Consider the following 22,146-nt stretch of genomic DNA (forward strand, 5'->3'; position numbering starts at 1 on the left):
CACCTAAGTCAAGAAAAACTACTGCTAAATTTTGAGTCAAAGGGTGAGTTGAAAAGGTTAAAACAGCTCCTGATAATCCAGACCCTAACACTAGAGAGCATTTGTTGAGAACTGACTATTCCCACAATATCTAACAATTATTGTAGAAATCCCAGAGCAAAAATTATTAATTTTTACTGCTAGTGCGACAATTATTAATAGTTTAGTAAAGACAGTATTTTTTATTTGCCAATTAACTTGACAACAAAACTACCTCCTAGATAAAGAGCCACTACTGCTCCACCTAATAAACTTTGAGTTAAAGGGTCAGTTGAAGGAGTTAAAACTGCTCCTAAAACTGCTGCACCTAACAATACATATCTCCAGCCAGAAAACATTTGTCGAGAAGAAACAATTCCTGAAATACCTAACAAAAATTGCAGGATAGGAATTTGAAATGCTAATGCCGTACTAAACATTAATAGTAATACAAATTCAAAATATTGTTCAATTGACCAAGCTTGTTCTACTACTTCCGATCCGTAACTAATAAAAAACTTCAAAGCTGCTGGTACAATTGCAAAATAAGCAAATACTAATCCCAATCCAAATAAAACTGTAGAGCCTAAGAAAATGGGTCCGAGAAATCTTCTTTCTCTAATAGTTAAACCTGGTAGAACAAACTTAACTATTTGATAAAGTATAAAGGGACTTGCTAAAAGAAAACCACTATAAGCAGCTACTTTAATAGTTACAAAAAAATATTCTCCTGGAGCTAGTTGGAGAAACTTGACTCCACGGGCAGGAACTTCTAGAAATTGGACAATAGGTTTAACTACAATAAAGCAACCAATAATACCTACAACTCCTGCTATTAGAGAGTAAAATATTCGCATCCGTAACTCTTCGAGATGGTCAAATATAGACATTTCCACATCATCAGGAGCTCGATCGAGATAATCATCTTCTTCTAAATCTTGACAATCGCCTACTCGAGCTGTATTATTTGGATTAACTTCAGGCTCTTTCAAGCTTACAGGTGCTAAATTATGATTATCTGAACTCTCTGGAGGAGTGCTAGTTTCTGGAGGTGTCATATCTGTTTTTGATTTTAGATTAGTCTGTATAAAAGTTCTTATTTTCCACAGTGTAGACCATTGTACCGAGATTAAGTAAGCAAATTCATCTTCTCATACTGTAGTTTGCGGGTAATTTAGGTCTATTAATCAGCCTTGAAAAGAAGTAAAAATCACGAAAACAAGAAAAACTGACTATTGATAGGTGAAGATTAATTGCTGTATTTAACCCATCTATAATTTTGTAAATGTTCAGCTGTCAGCTATTAGCTATCAGCAATTAATTTTGGGGAAGGTAAAAGCAACCTTTAAAATTAGTTTAATAGAAAAGTTACTGCCATGGGTCACCTTACCAAACCTGAGAAGTAATTATTTATTACTAATTGCTGTTTGCGTAGTATTCCGTAGGAAATGCTTACATAATTTTTGCCTCAATCATAGTTAATAGAGTTGGAAATAAAAATCTTGGAGCCAAATTATGTTTAACAAAAGATGGAAAAAAAATCAGATTTTATTCTTTCTATTTATATTAGTCTGCATCAGTAGTATCACATTAAATATTCTTCTACAAAAACAACCAGCATTTGCTCTGCAAGAATCAGAGTGGGATACATTATTAGAAAATCGGGCTGTCAAAGAAGTTGTGAATAGAATCGAACAAACTTGGGAAAAAGCTTATGAAAATTATTTTGGTGTTAATCTCTCTGGCTTTACATTAACTGCTGAAACTATCGCTAAACAACTTGATTTATGGAAAATCCAAACTGATAAAAACCCTGGGGTTGTTTGGGTATGGCCAAGAAAAAAAACCATACAGTTAGTATTAATTACTCCCAATCAAATACCTGTTATATACAGTGTTACTGATCTAGAGCAAAAGACTGTATTAAATACAGCAAAAATATTGGCTGGGGAAATCACAGATCCCAGAGGACGTCACAGCAATTCATATCTAAAACCTGCTCAACAAATTTATCAGTGGATAGTAGCTCCTATCGAGCCAGAATTAGAAAAGCAAAAAGTAGATACAATTCTTTTTTGTCTAGGACCAGGTTTACGCAGTTTAGCATTATCAGCACTACATGATGGAGAAAAATTTCTCATAGAAAAGTATAGTATTGCTTTAATTCCCGCCTTTAATATGATCGAAACTGAGTATAATTCCAGAAAAAATATGCAAGTATTAGGAATGGGGGCATCAGAATTTATCGACCATCAATCTTTACCAGCCGTACCAACAGAATTAAAACAAATTACACAAGAATTTTTTCAAGGCAAAGCATTTATCAACCAAGATTTTACAGTTAAAAATTTACAATACCAACAACAAAAACATAAATTTGGAATTATTCATTTAGCTACCCATGCTGAGTTTAAATCGGGCAAACCCAGTAATTCTTATATTCAGTTTTGGAATCAAGAAAAGCTAGAGTTAGACGATATTAGAAATTTGAAATGGCATCAACCAAAAGTAGAATTGTTGGTACTAAGTGCTTGTAAAACTGCAGTGGGAGACCAACAAGCAGAATTAGGTTTTGCTGGTTTAGCTGTGCAAGCTGGAGTTAAATCTGCACTGGCAAGTCTTTGGTATGTTAGTGATGTGGGAACTTTGGCATTAATGAATGAATTTTATCAACATTTTCAAAAAAATCCACTGAAAGCAGAAGCTCTCAGACAAGCACAAATAGCAATGTTAAACGGGAAAGTAAACTTGAAAAAAGATAAGTTACACGGTTCTGGTAGTAGCGTAAAATTGCCACAAGAATTAGCAGAATATGGAAATGAAAATTTATCTCATCCTTATTATTGGGCTGCTTTTACTATTATTGGTAATCCTTGGTAATTTAGTAACTTTTTATCAAAAAAAGTTATACCTATTGCGACTTACAGAACTTTTAAGACCAAATATAGCCCAAACTCTCTCTGTCAGAGGCAAATACGTCACGGTTATTAGTTAACCAATCAAAAAAACGGAAAGACATAGCTGTACGAAAAGCGTACCATTGCATCAGTAAATGTCTTCAAAGGTTTATTCCCCCATTACCTCTGTAATCCTCCAGTTAGCTGATGCCAAATCATCAAAGTATAGGCACAAAATACTCTAGATCAAATGGCGTTCTATACTCCATTTATCTATTACTTGATGTTCTTTTAATCCTAACCATCATGATTGCTTATCGGTAAAAAACCTCTATCCAATTTCTGTTGGAATAGTTATTTACGATCAATCTATCCAAGCTCTGATAATGCTGTTACGCACAAATCTACCAGTAAGAATAGCTGAATCTAGCTTTCTGTAATGATTTTCTGTGCCTTGCATTTTCATCTCGTAGACGAGCATAGAAAAGTTTGAGTGCCATAATGCTACGATCAAATTATCGCAGACAAATAAAGTACTTGCCAGCCCTAATTAACAAAAAGTCCCCCTAAAAGGGGGAGGCGCCTACCCCAATTTTCCGGTAAACTTCTGAGGTGGTAGGTGGTAGGTGTCTCAGTTATCAGTAGCTCTGTAATCAGGAGACTTGACATCAGGAATATTCTCTTTTCTCTTGGTCGATGGTTGGCCAGCTCCGAAACCTGAAGAGTGACAAAGCCGCTCCGAAGTACGCCTTCCCACCCTACGGGAAGCTCCGAAGATCGACCGCTTTTTATTCCCTTAAAAGGGGAGGCGCATACCCACAATTTTTCGGTAAATTCAAAACCGAACACTAGAAACGGAGCATAAATTTGGGATATTCCTTCCAGATCGCTTCAATAGAACATTTTTATTATACTTACATTATCCAGAAATGGTATAATAAATTTTACTACTTATTTACCACTCTTATAAATTCTGAAAAATTTTTCAGAACACTTTAGCGTGGTATATTTGAAAAATCATTCCGAAATAGTTTAGGCCAATGTTAGTAGGAACCACGGAAGCAGCATTCCTCTTAAATATTTCTACTGCCAGACTCAGACTGCTCTTGAAACAAAGTCGGGTTATTGGAGCGAAGAAAAAAGGTAGATTTTGGGCAATTCCTCTAAACAATCGGGGAATGCCTGAAATAACCCCTGGTCTTCGAGGTCCACAAGGTACTTGGAACAAAGGAAAGCGTACAGGCAATACCTTTATTCACATTGTGCGAAAGGTAATTGATGATAACCGAGACAACGGTACCAGTGATCCGGCTATCTCTGTTAAACAAGGCGATCGCAATCATAGATGCCATGAAGCGGAAATAGTCGGACCTTGCAAAATCATCTACAGACCTCACAAGCCAAATCGCAGTCAGGCTGGCGGAGCAAGGCTTTGGATTGAGGTTGATCCTCATATTCAGGTTATCCGTAAAGTTTTCCCAGATTGGGAGATAGAATCCTCACCTCCTGAATCTGTCGAAGCCATAGACAAGCATGGTATCAGCAGTATTGCCATTTCCTAGTCTGCATATCCAATAGATTGTTCCTATATTTAGTTCTACTGCCTAGCTAGTTTTTGCTCTTAGGCTGAGTTTTACTATGTTTAGATCAGAAGAAGGAAGGAAGAAGAAGGAAGAATATTGCGTTGTCTGAGTTTTAAGCTTTTGATCTTTCCTAACCTTTCTTTCGACTACTATAAATTTTGAGAAAATCTGAGCATCACAGGAAAAACTAATTTTTCTTAGACTAGAGGATTAGAATTTCTGAAATTCTTGCTGTTTTACTACTGACAATCATAAATATTCGTGCAGCTATAAAAACATAGCTAAAGAAAAGGTTGGTGCTTGAGATAGGCTGATGATAAATCGAACACGGTTTGATTTTTTCCCAAGGTTACTTATTGCCTGATGGAGCTGTTCCCTACTACAGGTATCCATGAAAATTAATTTGACATTTGATAAAAGTAGATAACAGAGAACAACAAATATACTTATATTATACAAGAGCCGTAGATATATAATTAATTTTGCTTAATGGGACTTACACAAAAAAAAGCCATAAAATAGGCTCAAATATAGATAGACATAGGGTTTTACGTCAAAAAGGTAAAATCCTGAATTACTAAGGGTGCTAGCCATTTTTAACGCATCGACGTAATTCCCTTGTCTAGACTAACTTTGACGCATTTTTCCTACCAAAAAATGTCTAAGTACCATTAACTACTTAAAACAAAAAACACATTACTAATCCACAATATTTTGAGCTTTCAGTTGAGAATCAATCACAAAATTCAGCTTTCAAATCTCTTTCCATCAGAGCTACTACTGCTTCTTCTGGAGTAATTTTGCCATTTAATAAAAGAAAAACCTGATGAGAAATAGGTACGCGAATTTCCTCTCGGTAAGCAAGATCGATCAAAACATTCGTAGTATTAACACCCTCAGCAGTACCTTGTAATTCGTCTAAAATTTTCTCCAAACTTTTACCTTGAGCTAAACCATAACCAACCCGATAATTTCTACTCAAAGAACTACTACAAGTTGCCAACATATCTCCTAAACCAGATAACCCAAAAAAAGTTTCAGTTTGTCCGCCTAAATGATTACCAACCCGAATCATTTCTGTCAAAGCACGAGTTAACAAAGCTGATTTAGCATTAGTACCAAGTTCCAAACCATCACAAACTCCAGCAGCAATAGCAATAACATTTTTCAAGGTTCCACCTAACTCTGTACCAATAGGATCTGGACTACTATAAACCCGAAATAAACCAGAAGCAAAAATATTTTGTACTGTTGTTGCTGCTGCCTTATTTTTACTAGCAACTACCGTTGCAGCAGGTAATTTATCATTAATTTCTTTTGATAAATTAGGACCAGATAAAACCACAACTGAATTATTAGGAAAATTTGTTTCCCAAATCTGAGAAGGAGTCCGCCTTGTTGCTGGATCTAATCCTTTTGTAGCAGTCACAATAATTACCTTTTCTGATAATCCAATTTTTTTGATTTTTTCTGCCGTTTCATTCACTCCTTTCATAGAAATTGCCGAAACTATAATATCAACATCTTGGAGTATTTCTGATAAATTGACATTCAAGCTACGAGACCATAAATGTATTTCATGTTGATTATGACCAGCCAATTTTGCTAAAGCAGAACCCCATGCACCTGCACCTATAATTGCTAAAGTTGCCTTTTCGCTAGATACTGGATAAGCAGAGTCGAAAGTTTTAATAATTTCTCTTCTTTTATCAGCTTGAGATATTTTATTTACCATAATTTATGATTTTTACCTGTTAGTTAATTACTCAATTTTTGATAGAAGTTAGTAGAGTAGGTTAATAGTAATTTACAGAAAAATTACCATTAATCTGTTCATCTATTCACACTCTACCCATAAGTTAAGATGAAAGATTTTGCTATACCAAAATAGCTAAAGAAACTCAGCAGTAACTCCTGTATTCTGAGAATACTCAGTACTTTCCATAACATAATCTGGAATGAAATTTTCTTCCATAAATTGAGGATAGTATTCAACTTTCTTGTAACACTTTTCCTGGCTCCAATCACAGTAATATCAAATCCGGTAGCATCAGTGTAATTAGATGCTGGGTAGGGGAGTAGGGGAGTAGGGGAACTCGAGAAATATTTGGTAATGGTTGAAGATGGAACATTTTTTTATACCGAATTAAACGGATTTAATATAACAAGTCAAAATGTCAGTTAATGCTGATAGTAAGGAGCCATGTAAAAATAAGTTGTACAAATTTTATCTGGGATAAATTGTGAAATACAGCTTCCATCAAAAAAACTGTAATAGTTATTTTTATCGAATAATTAATAATTAATAATTGTTAATTAAATAATTCAGGTCAAAAGCCTTCCCTTGGCTGCGCCGCGAGCTGTCGCTCTACAAAGGGAAAAAAAAGCGGTCGTTAGCCCAGCTTCCCGTAGGGTGGAATGGATGGGTTTCCTAACCATATCCAATTGACCAAGAGAAGAAATAATATTTCCTTATATTCAATTCCGTAACGGTTTTAACTAGAGGTAATTATCCATTATCCATTATCCATTAATGAAACGAGTCCTAAGATTGTGGTCTATAGTAATCAGATTTGGTATAAATTCTTTTTTGCTGACTTGGTGAATTCTGAGTTTTGACTCCCCTCTAATTAGGGTTTGCGTATGGAAAGTCTTTTTGCTCTTTGTAGGGAGTAGGGAGTAGGGAGTAGGGGCGAACGTAGAATAAATGGGGATTACAGAGTTAGTGGCCATTCATAATAGTCATAGTAATTTTTCTGCTATAGCTGCCCGAAAATCCTCACTTTTTTAACTATCGCTTTTGAAAAGCTCATATAATTTCTAGACATAATTTGCCTAAAACCAATATCAGTCAATGCTTTGATATTTAAATCAGCAGAGCAATAATTATTTATAAGTATTCAATTAATTATGATGTTATCTCCTTGCTTCTTAAATTTTATTAGGTGCAGTAATTTTTCTCTTTTATTACCAAAAAATGGGGGTTGCACATTAAAGAATGATAGTAGATTTTCAACTGTAAATATATTGAGGAAAGAATTATTCAAAAATATCAAATGTTCCGATTACATCATTCCTGATTGTGCAACACCAAAAAATGAGGTCTAAAGCCTCCTCTTTTAAGGGTATGAAAGAAATATTCAGTTCAGTATTTCAAGCCTCCGGCTTTAGTGGTCAGTACTGATAACTGATAACTGAAATGACCTCTTAGAAAAATTTACAAATTAATAATTATTAATTATTCTGGTTTAAAGCGGACTATTTTAAGGAAAAAAAAAGAAAATATTCCTTATATTCAATTCCGGTTTTAACCAGAGGTAATTATCAATTATCAATTATCAATTATCAATTAATGAACTATTGTTATATCTTTACAGAGAAACCTTCTACTATTCAGAAACTACATCATGGGTGGTATTTTGAAACAGCTCAAACATATGATATGCCCAACATCTCACATCATATTTCCAAACAGTTTCATACATTTTTGTCATTTTTTGCTTTTGTTCTTCCATAGGCATTTCTAATGCTTGTTCAATGGCATTATCCATAGACTTAACAGAGTAAGGATTTGTTAAAATAGCTTCTGGCAATTCCACTGCTGCACCCAAAAACTCAGACAATATTAATATCCCATCTCTATTTTGGCGAGTAACAATATATTCTTTTGCCACTAAATTCAGACCGTCTCTCAAAGGAGTAGTCCAACAGATATCGGAGGCAGCAAAATCACCTAAAAGTGATTGATAAGATAAAGCTTCTGTAGACAACAAAACTGGAATCCAATCAGAGGAAAACCTAGTAAACCGCCCGTTTATTTTCCCTACTAATTGCTCAATTTCTTGTTTAGTAGTGTCATAAATTTGCATTCCTTTTGCTGGAGCAACACAACTAACAATAAAGCTAACCTTGCCATGCAAATCTGGGCGACGTTCTAACAAACGTTCAAAAGCTTCCAACATTTGACGGTGACCTTTCACATAGTCAATACGACCTGCGGCAATAATTAACTTTCGTCCTTGATACTTTTCTTTAATAGATGCAATCAATGCTTGAGTTTCTGGTTTTTCTACTAAGCTCTTGATATATTCTGGAGAAGTTCCGACAGGAAAAGAGTCTATTCTGACTAACTGACCTTGGTGACGGATCTGAGTAGTGACTTCTGGTTCTGCTAAAGCTATACCTACTTTGGTAATATGTTCTGGTACAGGTTCAATTTTGACAACATCAATTTCTCGCAAACTCCGAGCTACATTCACGAAGTTTTCGGCATACCGTGGAATATGGAAACCCACAATATCGCAGCAAAGCAAGCTATCAACAATTTCTCCTCGCCAAGGTAATACATTAAAAATATCTACAGATGGGAAAGGAGTATGATGAAAAAATGCAATCCTGGCATTAGGTTTCATTTCTCGGATATACTTGGGCGCTAACCAGAGATTGTAATCATGCACCCAAATCAGAGCATCATCGGCAGCTTCTTCACAAGCAGCTTCGGCAAATTTCCGATTAATTAGTTGGAAGTTTTCCCAATCTGTGGTTTCAGAGGTGAAATACCAGGGAAAAGAATGAAGAATCGGCCAAAATGCTTCTTTACTTGTAATGTGATAGAAATCTCTCACTTGTTGCTCTATTAATGGGATTCTTTGTACCGTATAGTTGCTTCCATGTTCTTCCACAGTAACTCGTTGTTGGAAATCAACTTTTTGTTCTTCTGTAACTTGCTTCCAAGCTATCCATGTGCCTTGGTTGACGCTTTTGAAGAAACTTTTGAGAGTTGGAATAATGCCATTGGGACTTTTCTTCGGTTTATAGTTAACTTTACCATTTTCGATTACTTCGTCATAGGGTTCTCGGTGATAAAGAATAACAAGTGAGGATTTCAATTTGTTATGCCTCCAATAATTTACTGTAATATTTCAAACCATCCCAGATTCCTGTTGTACCTGGATAAGGACTGTGATAAACGTTGTTCATTTTTGCGATATGTTTTACCAGTTTCGGTTCCGCATTTCCCACTGCAACACTTTTGAGTCCGGTTTTGAATAAAGATAAGTCATTGAGAGAATCTCCTGCTGGAATTACATTGTCTGTATTTAACCCTAATAATTCAATGAATTTCATCAGTGTAGGTCCTTTAGAAACACCTTTAGGCATTACGTCTAAATAAACATCAGCAGATAGAATACAATCAAATCCAGCATCAAACACTTTTTGAACTGTGCTTTCTTGGAGTTTTTCTGGTTCGTAATAGTAAGAAACACGCCGTGGGCCACTACATTCTTGAAGTTCTATTCCTGGTTCATTTGCCATCATTTCTTTAACACGATCGCTAGCATTTCCCCAGATTTTTTCAACCCACCCTTGTATTGATTCTAAGGGTTCTAGAGTTTTACCGTGAACTATTGTTGTACCAACATCGCCAATAATATAGTCAGGATTAGGAAATTTTGAATCTTCACATAAGCTTTGCACAAATTCCACGTCTCGCCCAGTCACGAATACTAATAGTAGGCGATGGCGATGTTTTTGCAGATATTCATAAAATTCTGCTCGTTGTTCATCTGAACCTCCTAAGAAAGTTCCATCTAGGTCTGTTGCTAGTATCAAGGGATAGTCAGAACTCATTTTTTTGTTCTTAAAACAGTTTTTTTGACAACTACAAGGTACAGAAAATATTTGTCTATTTAATATTTATAGCAATCAGGAATCAGTTGTGAAAATTGAGATGTTCCTTAAAAGTATAGAATATAGCAATTATTATATTCATATGATACGTTTTCTTCTTCATTCTCTGTTCCCAGACCATGTGTTCCCTGTTCCCTAAAAGTTTCCAATATCTCACAACTCAAATCTTATGGCTATAACTGCTCTTGCTTTTATTCAGAAAAATAACATCTACTGAGTATAATCTTTTTATTTTACAATACTCGATAACTTTGTCATTATTTGTAATATTTATCCAATATCTCTAAGTTAGGAAATATTTTAGTTTCTACCTCATTTCATAACCCTTAAAAGTTACAAAAAAAAATTATTTTGTCAAGTTTCACAGTAGATTTTGTATCAAAAAAAATACAAAAAAAATTACTGTTTTTTGCACATAAATAGGGTGTGCTGATTAACCATAAAACCATTTAAATGTAAAGGTTTGAGCTTTCTTTGATTCCCAAAAAGTGCGCTTTTTTTAGTCTAAAACCCTCAAAAAGTTAGCATAAAAGACAAACTAAGGACAGAAAAATTGAGGGACAATTCTTACTCCTATCTCCTCGCTCATTCCCCATTTCTCCTAACTCGGCTTTTCCCCTCCTGGGAGGGGCGGGGGTGGGTTGACTCCTACTCCTACCACTCATATCTTTCCATACGCAAACCCTAAATATTTTTTCCTCTGCTTTCAAACTGATACAGCGTGTTTCATATTAGTGAAGTACACCAGTCGCAGACAAGATGCCCGCACTACAAAGACTTGATCATTAATATTTGTACCTTATATACCTGCAATCTGCTGTACCAAGTCAATCAAAATAAAAATCATCTACGCGATCGCCCTAGTTCACAAGGATGGTACTCGTGCCGATAAAAAATCACTAACAATCAACTTCATCTAGACAAAGACAGATTTATCTATACAAAGACAGGCTGTACATCAAAATAAGCCATCAGATTTAGTTAAATCAGGACTTACGCAAATTGACTTTTAAACCACCATCTTTAGGGGGAAATAGTATTCTTTCTCGCTATATATAGACTCTCTGCGTAAGTCCTGTAAATATTGACCAGATCCACTAGAATTGAAAAAGAAAACATTCGATCAACTTTGGACAATTTTTATCTTAGGCCATCAGAAAAAATAACACAAATAGTACGATTTTAAGAGAAAATTATACTAGCAATCTCAAATATTATGATTTAAGGAGAGATAAATTAATGATATATAGCCGTAAATTAGCAAAAACTCTAGCCCCAATATTTATCTGCTTATTACTACTAACATCTGCTTGTGGCGGAGCCAAACAACCAAGCCGTTTCGACCAGGCCCAACAACAAAGCAAAACAGAACGTCCTTCCCAAGCCCAACAAGTATCTGGCGGTAGTCTAAACAAATACTTCCCATCATCAAGTGGCGACTATAAACTGAACTATGCTCAAGAGAAAAAAGGTTTTGCTCAAGCAAGTCTCAAAAAAGGTGGTCAAGAAGTAGCAGTCATGTCTATCAATGACATCTCCGCTTCCCCTGCTGCAGCCGACAAATTCCAAAATAGTAGCAAAAAAATAGGAGGATATCCAGCAGTTGAACAAGGTAAAACTACAACTGCGGTATTAGTAGATAATCGTTTCCAGGTAAAAGCTCAATCAAAAGACCCCTCATTTACTCCCAGCGATCGGGAAGCATGGCTAGAAAAATTTAATCTAAGTGGTCTATCAAGTCTCAAATAAATAATATCATGTCCGGTAGCATCGGTATTGCATAGCGAAGGTAAGGAAGAAGCAAGAAGCAAGAGGGAAGAAATAGGAAGGCTTAAGAGCAAAAAAAACTTAAATTTATATTCACCCTTGGGTTTACACAAACGATACCAACGGACATAATATAATTCTGCCCTCCAACTTAAACAATATAGTCTTCCTTTGTTATAGCAGTGCGCGCTGGTATATTTACCAATTGCAGGCACTACCAATATAGAACCCCTAAACGGATCTATTTAAAAATAGAGAAGGAGATGGGGAGATGGGGAGATGGGGAGATGGGGAGATGAGAGTATTTTTCTACCTGCAAGGGAAGCTACCAGGTTTGCTATTGGGCGACGCGGGGTCTCATCCGCTTTTTCCCCATTCTCGTTCCTGAATTTCCACAACTTCCTCAGGCTGAGGACGGAAGCCAAAAGCACATACCGCGTCCAAAGATACGCTCAGGGGTTCTATAGATAAAAGTCTCATCAGATTTCCTATCGAATAATACTTGCGCAAACAGTTTTTATTCCCCCTATTGCCTATTGCCTGTTGCCTGCGCGTTTGCGCCAGCATTCTGCACCGAAAGCGCTATAACTTCCAAATATTAACTTTTTAATTAACCAAAGGAGCCACACACAAATGAGTAAGCCAATTTTTGAATTAGTAGATGAACTGCCCGAGGACAATCTGACAATTAAATCCTTACGTGCCTTAGATTTTATTGTTCCTGGAGAATGGGATAACTTGGTAGGATTTGAAAATACCATCCGCACTGTCACAGGGGAAGACGACGAAGACCTAATTCAGCAAATAGGCGATCGCGCTGTAATTCTATTCAATGACAAAGCTCAAGGATATCAACGAGCTTTGTGGCTCTACCAAACTGTCAGTGGAGCAGGTCGTGCTGTAGGTGTAGCTACCCTAGCTAATATGGTTGGTAACAAAATTCCTCTAATGGGAGGTTTGTTAACTAGCCTGACTCCTAAACCTGCAAAAGGCCAAACTATCGATCTGTCTCTGAAAGTAGTGGCTGAGTTATTAGGTTTTTGCTCCATCAATGGCATTCCTGGAGATAGTATTGGTGATTTTGTAGGAGCTTTGGGTGATTATAGTGGGGAATCTTTGATGCGTTTAGCAGCCTTAGTTTGTTTTGATGGTTTAATTCCCCTTGGGCCAGACTTTTTACAAGCAGTTTCAGAATGGATCGAACGACTATCCCCCTCAGACCTAGAAGAAAACGAAGGTTTCAGGGAAATGGAAGATGCTATTCCTGGGGATAATAAAGACAGTAAGTTAGGCTTTATTGGGGAAGCTTTTGGTTCGGTTTCTGGTTGGATGGGAGATTTTGTCAGCGATCGAGGCATTACTCCCCATAATGTGGCCAATAGTCTGCAAAGTTTTGTAGAATTTAGTGATGATAAATTGGATTATTTGGCTGCATTCCTAGATGTGAGTACCAATTATTATGAACATACAGGAGTTCAAACTCTGGCTCGTCGTTTAGTAGAACGAGCTTATGCAGAAATTTAATTAAGGAAGCATTTATGGCTGAAGAACAAGAAGCTAAAAAATCTGAAAATAAGCCTGCTGGAGGTAAGGTGAAAAAAGAAAAGCCTCCTGCTCTGGAAGATAAGCCTTTTGCGGAGTTTATGCAGCAAGATTATTTGCCAGCTTTGCAAGAAGCTCTAACTCAGCAAGGTATTGACGATCTTGACCTGAACCTAATTAAACAGAAATTACCTATGGTTGGCCTCAATTCATCTGAAGAATGTTGGCAAGTGATGGGTAAGTTTAAACAAGGCCAGCGTCAGTTCAATGTTTATTTTCCGAAAAAAGATATTAAAGGCCCTAGAGCTTTTTCTTGTGCAGATAATGGTGCAAAACCTGCTACTCTAGAACCTTTTTTAATTGACGAGCGTAAAATTACTCTAGGTTTATTAGTGTTTGGCGTGATTCAACGTCTGAATGCTCAAAAGTGGCTTAGTTTAAACTAGAAAGTTAGGTGGTGGTGATTTTTAATGTAGTAGATACTATGTCTGTCTCTGCTCCAACTAACTCGCTGCCCCATCGATCTCGAATAATTTCGTAGAAGTCCACGTCTGTTTCTAGCAAGCAGGCGTGACCGCTATTTGGGAGAACAACCATTTTAGCTTCAGGCAAATGCTTGACTAAAAACTTAGCTTGTGATATTGAAGGCAATAGTCTGTCGGCTGCACTAGCAATAACTAATACAGATTTTTTTAACTTTTTTAGTTGATTCTTGTCTACCTGGAATGAACGCATTAACTCTAATCGCCAGATTGAGGTCTGTTGAGAAACTGACTGCATTGCCTCTAATAAGGCTTGACGTTCTGCCCTTTCTATCCGGCCAAGAGCTGCTAAAAATGGTAAAGTTCCTGTAACCGATAATCTATACAAATAGCTTGGTAAGTATTGAGTCAGATATGAGCCATATTTGACTAAAGGTTGTTGACTGAATGAGGAAGCTGAATTGACTAAAATCAGCTTGTTGAATAATTCAGGAGCAGTAAAAGCAACTTTTAGTGCTAGACATCCACCAAAAGATTCTCCGCATAGGTAAACAGGTCTTTCCGGTATTGCCTTTCTTTCTATTTCAATTAACTCTACTGTCTTTTCCAATAACTGTTCCCAGCTCGATAGATCATTGGGTGGGATACTCAGACAGCGAATATTAAAAGCAGTTGATAATCTAGACTGTTGCGATCGCAACAATTTACCTGTTCCATCCATAGCAGGCAAGAAAATCAATAAAGGTAATTCTGGTCTAGGTTTAGTTGGCCTTAAAAAACTAATTTGGCTATTTGCCACTTGCATGATTGAATACAAATAAAAAGTAATTAATGATTGATAATTTAATGATTAACAGTTAATATCTCTGAGTAATTTATCATTTACCTTCTATATCTATAGATTAGATTTTTTTTCTACGAACTACCTAATTATTACTTAAGATTCGCCTAGTGCAGGATGGCGAAAATAACTGACCAGTTACAAAATCCTAAAACAATTACAATTGAAGAAGGAGACAGGAGACAGGAGACAGGAGACAGGAGACAGGAGGAAAATTACATGGGGATTCTCACCCCAAGTAATTTTGAACACCGTGTAGACGGTGGGGTATTAAACCCACAAAGAAAATGATCAAAAATGATTGACTTTTAACTTCCGGGTAGCCGCACTAGTCTGACTTAACTAGCAATATAATAGTTTCGGTTTAGGAGAAAACAAAATTAAATTATTTAATTATTAAATTTATTGATGAATAAGAGCAATTTTTTATATGAGTTTCTAGAATAAAAATTGAGACATCAAGCAAAAGTTAAAGGTTTAATCCTTAAATACAACCTTCTATAAGTAAATTAGCAATTTCTTGGCTAACATAATCAGTCAAATTGTTGACTAACTGTTTAGCGTATTTTCCATGATATTGCTGACGGTGGGAAGGCTTAACCCAAAACGGGCGACCAAACATGATATTAGAACGCTGATAAACTATCGCTGGATGCCATCCAGGTTGATTAAATAAAGGTTCTGAAGGATCGAAAAAACTTAACAACTTCAAAGGTATTCTCGAAGAAATTAACTGCTCATCAGATGAAGCGATCGCCACTGGCAAAATTGCCAAATTTGCAACTGGCGAGCGCAAGGCCAAATGAGCAAATCCTCTTTGAAAATCACTAATCAAATTAGGTGGAGTACACCGAACTATAGGTGCAGCTCCTTCAGGGAAAACCCCCACCATTTCTTCAGCTTGTAATAACTTTGTTGCCTGTCGGAAAAAATCTTGTTGTCTACGACTCGAATTATCTAAAGGGAAACAACCTAAACCAGTAACCATTTCTCGCAGTAGAGGCACTTGGCCCATATAGTGATGACAAGCAAATTTAATTTGCCGATTAACGGCCACTGTCAGTAACAAAGGGTCCATAAAACTACGATGGTTACTTACAACAATTATGCCTCCTTCTGAAGGAATCCTGTCTGCATGATAAACAAAAGTTCTACTGCCAATAGCAGCTAAGAACAAACGAGAAATAAGCAGTAGATTATTTGCTTGGCCTCCCATCTTACCTCTGAATAATTAGGTATGTAAATTCTAAACTCTCATAAATATTTTCTCAGAATAGTAACGTTAGGATACCAAAAGTTAAAATTTCTTTGAGAAAGTCCAGAAAAACATAGTAACAGCATTACTGTTATTGTAGGGGGTTTTATTGGCTTTTACAGATCAATCAATTAATGATGTTGATTAGGTCAATAAACAACCAGTTAAACAAAGTATAAATCAAATAGGTCGATACTATCTAGACTCGTTATGATTGTACCCAGAATCAGTTCAAATCAATAGTATTTTACTCTGATTTTCCATGAAAAACACATATAAAACTCAGGATACCTTTGCAATTACAACTCCCCTTTACTACGTTAACGCTCTACCGCATATAGGCAGTGCTTATACAACTATTGCTGCCGATACGGTAGCTCGTTTTCAAAGGCTACAAGGTAAATCAGTGCTAATGATTACTGGAACAGACGAGCATGGCCAAAAAATTCAAAGGACAGCTCAGAGCAAAGGCAGGTCCCCCCAAGAACACTGTGATTTAGTGGTATCAGGATTTGAATCTCTCTGGCAACAACTAAATATTCAATATGACCGTTTTAGTCGTACTACTGCATCTAACCACGAGTTAATTGTCAAAGAATTTTTTCAAAGAGTTTGGGATCGAGGTGATATCTATTTAAGTCAGCAACAAGGATGGTATTGCGTAGCTTGTGAAGAATTTAAAGAAGAGCGCGAACTTCTAGAAGAGAAATATTGCCCCATCCATACTAACCAAAAAGTAGAATGGCGCGACGAGGAAAATTACTTCTTTCGTCTTTCTAAATATCAGGAAAAACTACAAGCTTTTTATCAAGAAAAGCCTAACTTTATTCAACCGGAAAGTCGTCGCAATGAGGTCTTAAATTTTGTTAACCAAGGATTACAAGACTTTTCAATCTCTAGAGTTAATGTAGATTGGGGTTTTCAACTACCAGTCGATCCCAGCCATACTATCTATGTTTGGTTTGATGCTCTATTAGGTTATGTAACAGCACTCCTAGATCCTGATAGTGAACCTACCCTAGAGAATGCTTTATCAAAATGGTGGCCGATTAATTTACACCTAATTGGTAAAGATATACTGCGTTTCCATGCTATTTATTGGCCAGCAATGCTAATGTCAGCAGATTTACCAATCTCTCATCATGTTTTTGGACATGGATTTTTGACCAAAGATGGGAAGAAAATGGGTAAATCTTTGGGCAATACCTTAGATCCATTTGAATTACTAAAAAAGTATGGCTCTGACGCAGTTCGTTACTATTTTCTCAAAGAAATAGAATTTGGAGTTGATGGTGATTTTAGTGAAACCCGCTTTATTAATGTCCTAAACGCTGACTTAGCTAATGACTTGGGTAATCTGCTAAATCGTACTCTCAAAATGGCTCAGAAATACTTCAAAGGCCAAATTCCTGATATTCACGGTGAGGAAATAGAAGTCACTCATCCACTTAAAGCAATAGGCATGAGTTTGGGCGAACAAGTTATTCAAGCTTATACTGATTTAGCTTTTAGTCAAGTTTGTGAAGCCGTATTGGCCTTAGTGAGAACTAGCAATAAATATATAGACGAAACTGCTCCTTGGAGTCTATATAAGCAGTGTCAGTTAGAGGCCCTAGCAGAAGTATTATATTCTGTGTTGGAATCTGTTAGACTAGCGTCCTATCTTTTATCACCAATAATTCCCAATATTAGTAATGCTATCTATCAGCAACTAGGTTTCTCAAATGACTTTAACGATAAATCAGTAATTAATAGTTCAGAAATTTTTGTCAAACAAGCAAACTGGGGCGCTTTACCAAAAAATCAAATTCTTGGGCAACCTCAACCGATTTTTCAAAGAATAGAACTGGCAGAAACTGTTTCTTAAAAAGCTAATTGTAGTATCGTTTTTTTCAAATTACATTGTCTGTTTTTTGTGCTAAAAAATTATATCTGACTTAAGAATTCAATGTCTTTAATCAATAAAAAAACTGAGGTTAAAAATCATGTTGAATCATCAACAAATAGAAATTAATGAGATATTTACTCCCGAACAAATTCTAGAAAATCGTGGTAGAGTAGCAATTTTTATTGATGGGTCTAATCTATTTTATGCTGCTTTGCAATTAGGAATAGAAATTGATTACACTAAGCTTCTTTGTCGTCTTACTGGTGGTTCTCGCCTTCTACGTTCCTTTTTCTATACAGGAGTAGATCGTACTAATGAAAAACAGCAAGGATTTTTGTTGTGGATGCGCCGCAATGGTTATCGTGTCATTTCTAAAGATTTAGTACAACTACCGGATGGTTCTAAAAAAGCTAATCTTGATGTGGAAATAGCAGTTGATATGATGGCTTTAGTCGGCTCTTATGATACTGCTATATTGGTTAGTGGAGATGGAGATTTAGCTTATGCTGTAGATGCTGTGAGTTATAGGGGTGTTCGGGTCGAGGTAGTTAGTCTTAGGTCTATGACTAGCGATAGTTTAATTAATGTGTCTGACCGTTATGTAGATCTAGAAAACATTAAAGAAGACATCCAAAAAACTTCTAAGTCTCCTAGTTATACCTATCGTCCCCTATCAGTTATAGGTTTAATGGAAGAACATGATGAAAGATAATACTTGTTCTAATTTAATTTAGAAAAATGACCAAATTCTAGAACAATAATCAATTTCAAAGTGTTGTTAGTTTTTGTTGATGTTAGTAGATTAATAACTAGAGAATTATATACTCTACATTTAATCGGTAAGTTAAAGCAAAAATTGAATATTATTTGCTACAAGGAAAGTTAGAAAATTGGGCATTATCTCAGTAAAAGCTGGAAAATTTTCGTTCATAATTAAAAACTTTCCTTGAGTTTTTTTTACTGGTATAATAGCAATTTTATAAATGTTTGTTACACTTTCTTGAGTAGGGGAGTAGGGGAGTGGGAAAGAAATAAACATAAGAATAATTAACAACAACTGATGTTCTAATTATCAAAAAAAGTCATTCCGCCTGTGTTAATTACTTACAGCGCAATTCATTTAAGTAAACTACAAAATTCTTTGAGGTTATGGAGTAGGCAGTAAGAGAATGCTTTGACCAAAAAATAAGGTCATTTCTCAAAAAGTTTTCTACATTTTATTGAGCAGGGGAGTAGGGCAGGACTAATTGATTGTCACTAGAGAAAAATTGATAGGGATTGATAGGGAGATGGGGACTTACCCCTAACCCATCCCAGGAGGGGGGGATGGGGAGATTCTTATATTTGCACAATTAAATGTATTTCATAATAAATCAAGGTCATTTCATTCTAGATTTTGACAATGAATTTATTGATTTTCAGACAGCGAAAGATAAATTTCCTAAAGCTGTAAATAACGTGGCTTCGTCAATACATAAAATGGGACAGTTTAGAATGAAACAGCCCTGCATATAAATATTCTCTGATGACAATGAATTAGCCCTGCCTTTCAAGGGAATGAAAAAAATAAACTTTAGTATTTTAAGCCTCTGACTTCAGCGGTCAGTACTGATAACTGATAACTGAAATAACCACTGTAGTCTATCTATTTGAAAACCGCTATAATTCTCAGTCTATATATTCATTAACACTTTCCAGTACTATCTCTATTAACTACTATTCTTGTAGACTTTTTATGATCGAACAAAATAATTCTTTTTCTTATTTCCATAATTCATCAATACCTTTATTCATCTTAGTAACCTTACTTCTAGGAATAACTGCTTGTAATCAACAAAATCAAGTTCAAGAAAATATATCGGAACAACCAATTCCTACTCAGACACCAGAGAGTGATTTAACTTTAAATGATGTTACTTTAGAAGAAGCATCAGAAGAAGGTCAAATGTTGTGGCGAGTAAAATCTCAACGAGCTTCATATTTGCAAAATCAAGAATTAATAAGAGTTACAAAACCTGAAGGTGAATTATTTCAAGACGGAAAAGTAACCTATAAAATTACTGCTTTACAAGGAGAAGTATATCAAGATGGAAACAAAATTATACTGATAGATGAAATAGAAGTATATGATATTCAAAATAAAGTGGTTATTAGAGGACAACAACTCGAATGGCTAACAGAACCAGGAATTATTATTGTCACTAATAATATTACAGGTAGTAACGAACAAATACAAGCATCAGCTCAGAAAGCAAAAGTTATTAGTCAAGAAAAAAAAATAGAGTTTTATGGTCAAGTAGTAGCCATGGTCAAAGAACCTGTGCTTAAAATACAAACAGAACAACTATTTTGGGAAATAGAGCAAAAAAAATTGCTGACTAATCAACCTATAAAAATCGAACAACTCAAAGATAAAAATGTTATTGGCAGTGCTTATGGTGACGAATCAGAATATGATTTAGGCAATAAAATAGCTACTCTCAAGAAAAATGTGCAGCTACTCCAAACTGACCCAAAAGTACAAATAAGTAGCGACTTAGTTACTTGGAATATGCCACAAAATTTGATTACTTCTCCAGGGCCTATAACAGTATTAGAACAAGAAGAAAAAGTAGTTTTGAAAGCTAATCAAGGTCAAGGAAATTTTCAAAACAATACCTTCAATTTATCAGGAAATGTTATTGGTGTAGGGCAAAAAAATCAAGCTCAGTTAAATAGCGATCGCCTAACTTGGTACTTTGAAAATCAGACTTTTGAAGCACAAGGAAACGTATTTTATCGTCAAGTTGATCCGCCATTTAATGTTAGAGGTCCTCGGGCAGTTGGACAACTAGAAAATGAAAAAGTTACCATTGAAGGTGGTAGTAGTAATGTAGTCACAGAAATTATTCCTCAATGAAGGCAGGAGGCAGGAGGCAGGAGGCAGGAGGCAGGAGGCAGGAGGAAGAAAGAAGAAGTTAAGAAGGAAAAATCTTACGTTGTCTGAGTTTTCAGCTTTTGATATATCCGCGACCTTTCCTTCGACTTCTATATACACAGTTGATGTTTATCAAAATAATTAAGTCGCGCAACCTTATCTCAAAAATTTTCATAAAATATTCTGAAGTATATTATATTCGCAGTTGTGAGAACATATCCAAAACAAACACCCCATAGTGGCTATCACTGGGATGGTAGCGATCGCCGTTTCTTTGAAGGTTGGTATTACCGAGTCACTTTACCAGAAGAGAAACAAACCTTCGCCTTTATGTACTCTATAGAAGACCCTATAGGTGGCCAACCTTACAGCGGTGGTGGCGCTCAAATTCTCGGCCAAAATGATGAATATCTCTGTCGCACCTTCCCAGATGTCAACAAATTTTGGGCAGCACCAGAAGTACTGGAATTAGGTCATTGGGGAAAAACAAATTTACCAGCTCCCATTGGTTATCTAGACCCACAAGTATTCGACGCTCAAATCAAAGAAGGATATCAAGCTACTGCCACTTGGCATCAAGGAATTCTCTCTGACCCTGGAAAAAATAATTACTGTCGTTGGCAATATCAAACAAAACCTATCTATGGCTGGGGAGACCCAGATGCACAACAACAATCAACTGCTGGTTGGATATCATTTTTACCAATTTTTGAGCCTGGATGGCAAATATTAATGGCTCATGGTCTTGCCACTGGATGGATAGAATGGAATGGCAATATGTATGAGTTTACCAATGCACCAGCATATAGTGAGAAAAATTGGGGTGGTGCTTTCCCTAAAAAGTGGTTTTGGTTCAACTGCAATAGTTTCTATGATGAATCAGATTTAGCTTTAACTGCTGGTGGTGGTAAGCGAGGAGTATTGTGGTGGATGGAAGAAGTGGCAATGGTGGGTATTCATTATCAAGGTAAGTTTTATGAGTTTGTACCGTGGAATTCGGAAGTACATTGGCAAATTCAGCCTTGGGGAGAATGGCAAATGCAAGCCAAAAATGACAAGTTTGAAGTAGAATTGAATGGGACTACGAACTTATCTGGTACACCTCTACGAGCACCATCTGAAAAGGGATTAATATTTTTGTGCCGGGATACTATGCGCGGTCATTTAATCTTGAGGTTAAGGGAAAACCGGGGTACTCATTCAAAATTGATTCTTGAAGCAAGAAGTGATTTATGTGGTTTAGAAGTTGGTGGGGAGTCTTGGGA

At 36.1% G+C, this 22,146-nt stretch carries 17 protein-coding genes and 1 pseudogene; 10 read left to right on the plus strand and 8 right to left on the minus strand.

Translation table 11 applies throughout. The annotated features are described in order from the left end of the window. Window positions 1-221: 221 nt before the first annotated feature. Window positions 222-1,076, minus strand: coding sequence for a twin-arginine translocase subunit TatC (tatC, locus tag D5R40_RS13400; RefSeq protein WP_124154753.1), 855 nt, complete (start codon window positions 1,074-1,076; stop codon window positions 222-224). Between the two features lie 457 nt (window positions 1,077-1,533). Between tatC and D5R40_RS13405 the strand changes: the two genes are divergently transcribed. After that, a complete protein-coding gene (locus tag D5R40_RS13405; protein ID WP_124154754.1) occupies window positions 1,534-2,898 on the plus strand; it encodes a CHAT domain-containing protein in 1,365 nt (454 codons plus the stop codon). Window positions 2,899-2,950: 52 nt separating this feature from the next. Here D5R40_RS13405 and D5R40_RS39560 read toward each other — a convergent pair. Next, window positions 2,951-3,280 (minus strand): annotated as a pseudogene (locus tag D5R40_RS39560) (IS701 family transposase); the annotation flags it as partial. 675 nt (window positions 3,281-3,955) lie between these two features. Here D5R40_RS39560 and D5R40_RS13415 point away from each other — a divergent pair. Next, complete coding sequence (locus D5R40_RS13415) at window positions 3,956-4,477, plus strand: DNA-binding protein (RefSeq protein ID WP_192901139.1); 522 nt, start codon at window positions 3,956-3,958, stop codon at window positions 4,475-4,477. A gap of 754 nt (window positions 4,478-5,231) precedes the next feature. On the opposite strand, the gene D5R40_RS13420 is transcribed toward D5R40_RS13415, so the two are convergent. From D5R40_RS13420 to D5R40_RS13430, 3 genes are all read right to left on the minus strand, one after another. Further along, window positions 5,232-6,233 carry an NAD(P)H-dependent glycerol-3-phosphate dehydrogenase gene (locus D5R40_RS13420; protein ID WP_124145510.1) on the minus strand — a complete coding sequence of 334 codons (1,002 nt, stop codon included), beginning with the start codon at window positions 6,231-6,233 and terminating at the stop codon, window positions 5,232-5,234. 1,654 nt (window positions 6,234-7,887) lie between these two features. Beyond that, window positions 7,888-9,387 carry a glucosylglycerol-phosphate synthase gene (gene ggpS, locus D5R40_RS13425; RefSeq protein ID WP_124154755.1) on the minus strand — a complete coding sequence of 500 codons (1,500 nt, stop codon included), beginning with the start codon at window positions 9,385-9,387 and terminating at the stop codon, window positions 7,888-7,890. Between the two features lie 4 nt (window positions 9,388-9,391). After that, the gene (locus D5R40_RS13430) at window positions 9,392-10,129 is read right to left on the minus strand and encodes an HAD-IIB family hydrolase (RefSeq protein WP_124154756.1); all 738 of its coding nucleotides are present in this window, start codon (window positions 10,127-10,129) and stop codon (window positions 9,392-9,394) included. A gap of 1,299 nt (window positions 10,130-11,428) precedes the next feature. On the opposite strand from D5R40_RS13430, the gene D5R40_RS13435 reads away from it, so the two are divergent. Then, the gene (locus tag D5R40_RS13435) at window positions 11,429-11,938 is read left to right on the plus strand and encodes a hypothetical protein (protein ID WP_124145513.1); all 510 of its coding nucleotides are present in this window, start codon (window positions 11,429-11,431) and stop codon (window positions 11,936-11,938) included. A 375-nt stretch (window positions 11,939-12,313) separates the two neighbouring features. Here D5R40_RS13435 and D5R40_RS41015 read toward each other — a convergent pair whose 3' ends face one another. After that, on the minus strand, window positions 12,314-12,436 hold the full coding sequence (locus tag D5R40_RS41015; RefSeq protein WP_282433630.1) for a hypothetical protein: 123 nt from the start codon (window positions 12,434-12,436) through the stop codon (window positions 12,314-12,316). Between the two features lie 153 nt (window positions 12,437-12,589). Between D5R40_RS41015 and D5R40_RS13440 the strand changes: the two genes are divergently transcribed. Together D5R40_RS13440 and D5R40_RS13445 are read left to right on the plus strand one after the other, a co-directional pair. Continuing rightward, complete coding sequence (locus tag D5R40_RS13440; RefSeq protein ID WP_124154757.1) at window positions 12,590-13,480, plus strand: hypothetical protein; 891 nt, start codon at window positions 12,590-12,592, stop codon at window positions 13,478-13,480. A gap of 14 nt (window positions 13,481-13,494) precedes the next feature. After that, window positions 13,495-13,944, plus strand: coding sequence for a DUF2996 domain-containing protein (locus tag D5R40_RS13445; RefSeq protein ID WP_124154758.1), 450 nt, complete (start codon window positions 13,495-13,497; stop codon window positions 13,942-13,944). A gap of 4 nt (window positions 13,945-13,948) precedes the next feature. Here D5R40_RS13445 and D5R40_RS13450 read toward each other — a convergent pair whose 3' ends face one another. Then, on the minus strand, window positions 13,949-14,785 hold the full coding sequence (locus D5R40_RS13450) for an alpha/beta fold hydrolase (RefSeq protein ID WP_124154759.1): 837 nt from the start codon (window positions 14,783-14,785) through the stop codon (window positions 13,949-13,951). Window positions 14,786-14,938: 153 nt separating this feature from the next. On the opposite strand from D5R40_RS13450, the gene D5R40_RS35195 reads away from it, so the two are divergent. Then, entirely contained in the window at window positions 14,939-15,112 is a 174-nt protein-coding gene (locus D5R40_RS35195) for a hypothetical protein (protein ID WP_161564991.1), read from the plus strand. Window positions 15,113-15,305: 193 nt separating this feature from the next. On the opposite strand, the gene D5R40_RS13455 is transcribed toward D5R40_RS35195, so the two are convergent. After that, a complete protein-coding gene (locus D5R40_RS13455; RefSeq protein ID WP_124145517.1) occupies window positions 15,306-16,037 on the minus strand; it encodes a lysophospholipid acyltransferase family protein in 732 nt (243 codons plus the stop codon). Window positions 16,038-16,338: 301 nt separating this feature from the next. On the opposite strand from D5R40_RS13455, the gene metG reads away from it, so the two are divergent. The 4 genes from metG to D5R40_RS13475 all read left to right on the plus strand — a co-directional run. Continuing rightward, a complete protein-coding gene (gene metG, locus D5R40_RS13460; protein ID WP_124154760.1) occupies window positions 16,339-17,943 on the plus strand; it encodes a methionine--tRNA ligase in 1,605 nt (534 codons plus the stop codon). 118 nt (window positions 17,944-18,061) lie between these two features. Then, window positions 18,062-18,676 (plus strand): LabA-like NYN domain-containing protein, encoded by a 615-nt coding sequence (locus D5R40_RS13465; protein ID WP_124145519.1) that lies wholly within the window; start codon window positions 18,062-18,064, stop codon window positions 18,674-18,676. Between the two features lie 1,023 nt (window positions 18,677-19,699). Then, the gene (gene lptC, locus D5R40_RS13470; protein ID WP_124154761.1) at window positions 19,700-20,863 is read left to right on the plus strand and encodes an LPS export ABC transporter periplasmic protein LptC; all 1,164 of its coding nucleotides are present in this window, start codon (window positions 19,700-19,702) and stop codon (window positions 20,861-20,863) included. Window positions 20,864-21,088: 225 nt separating this feature from the next. After that, a partial coding sequence (locus D5R40_RS13475; protein ID WP_124154762.1) for a tocopherol cyclase family protein occupies window positions 21,089-22,146 on the plus strand: 1,058 nt, incomplete at its 3' end.

The sequence above is a fragment of the Okeania hirsuta genome, from assembly GCF_003838195.1.
In the GTDB taxonomy this organism is placed as follows: Bacteria; Cyanobacteriota; Cyanobacteriia; order Cyanobacteriales; family Microcoleaceae; genus Okeania; species Okeania hirsuta.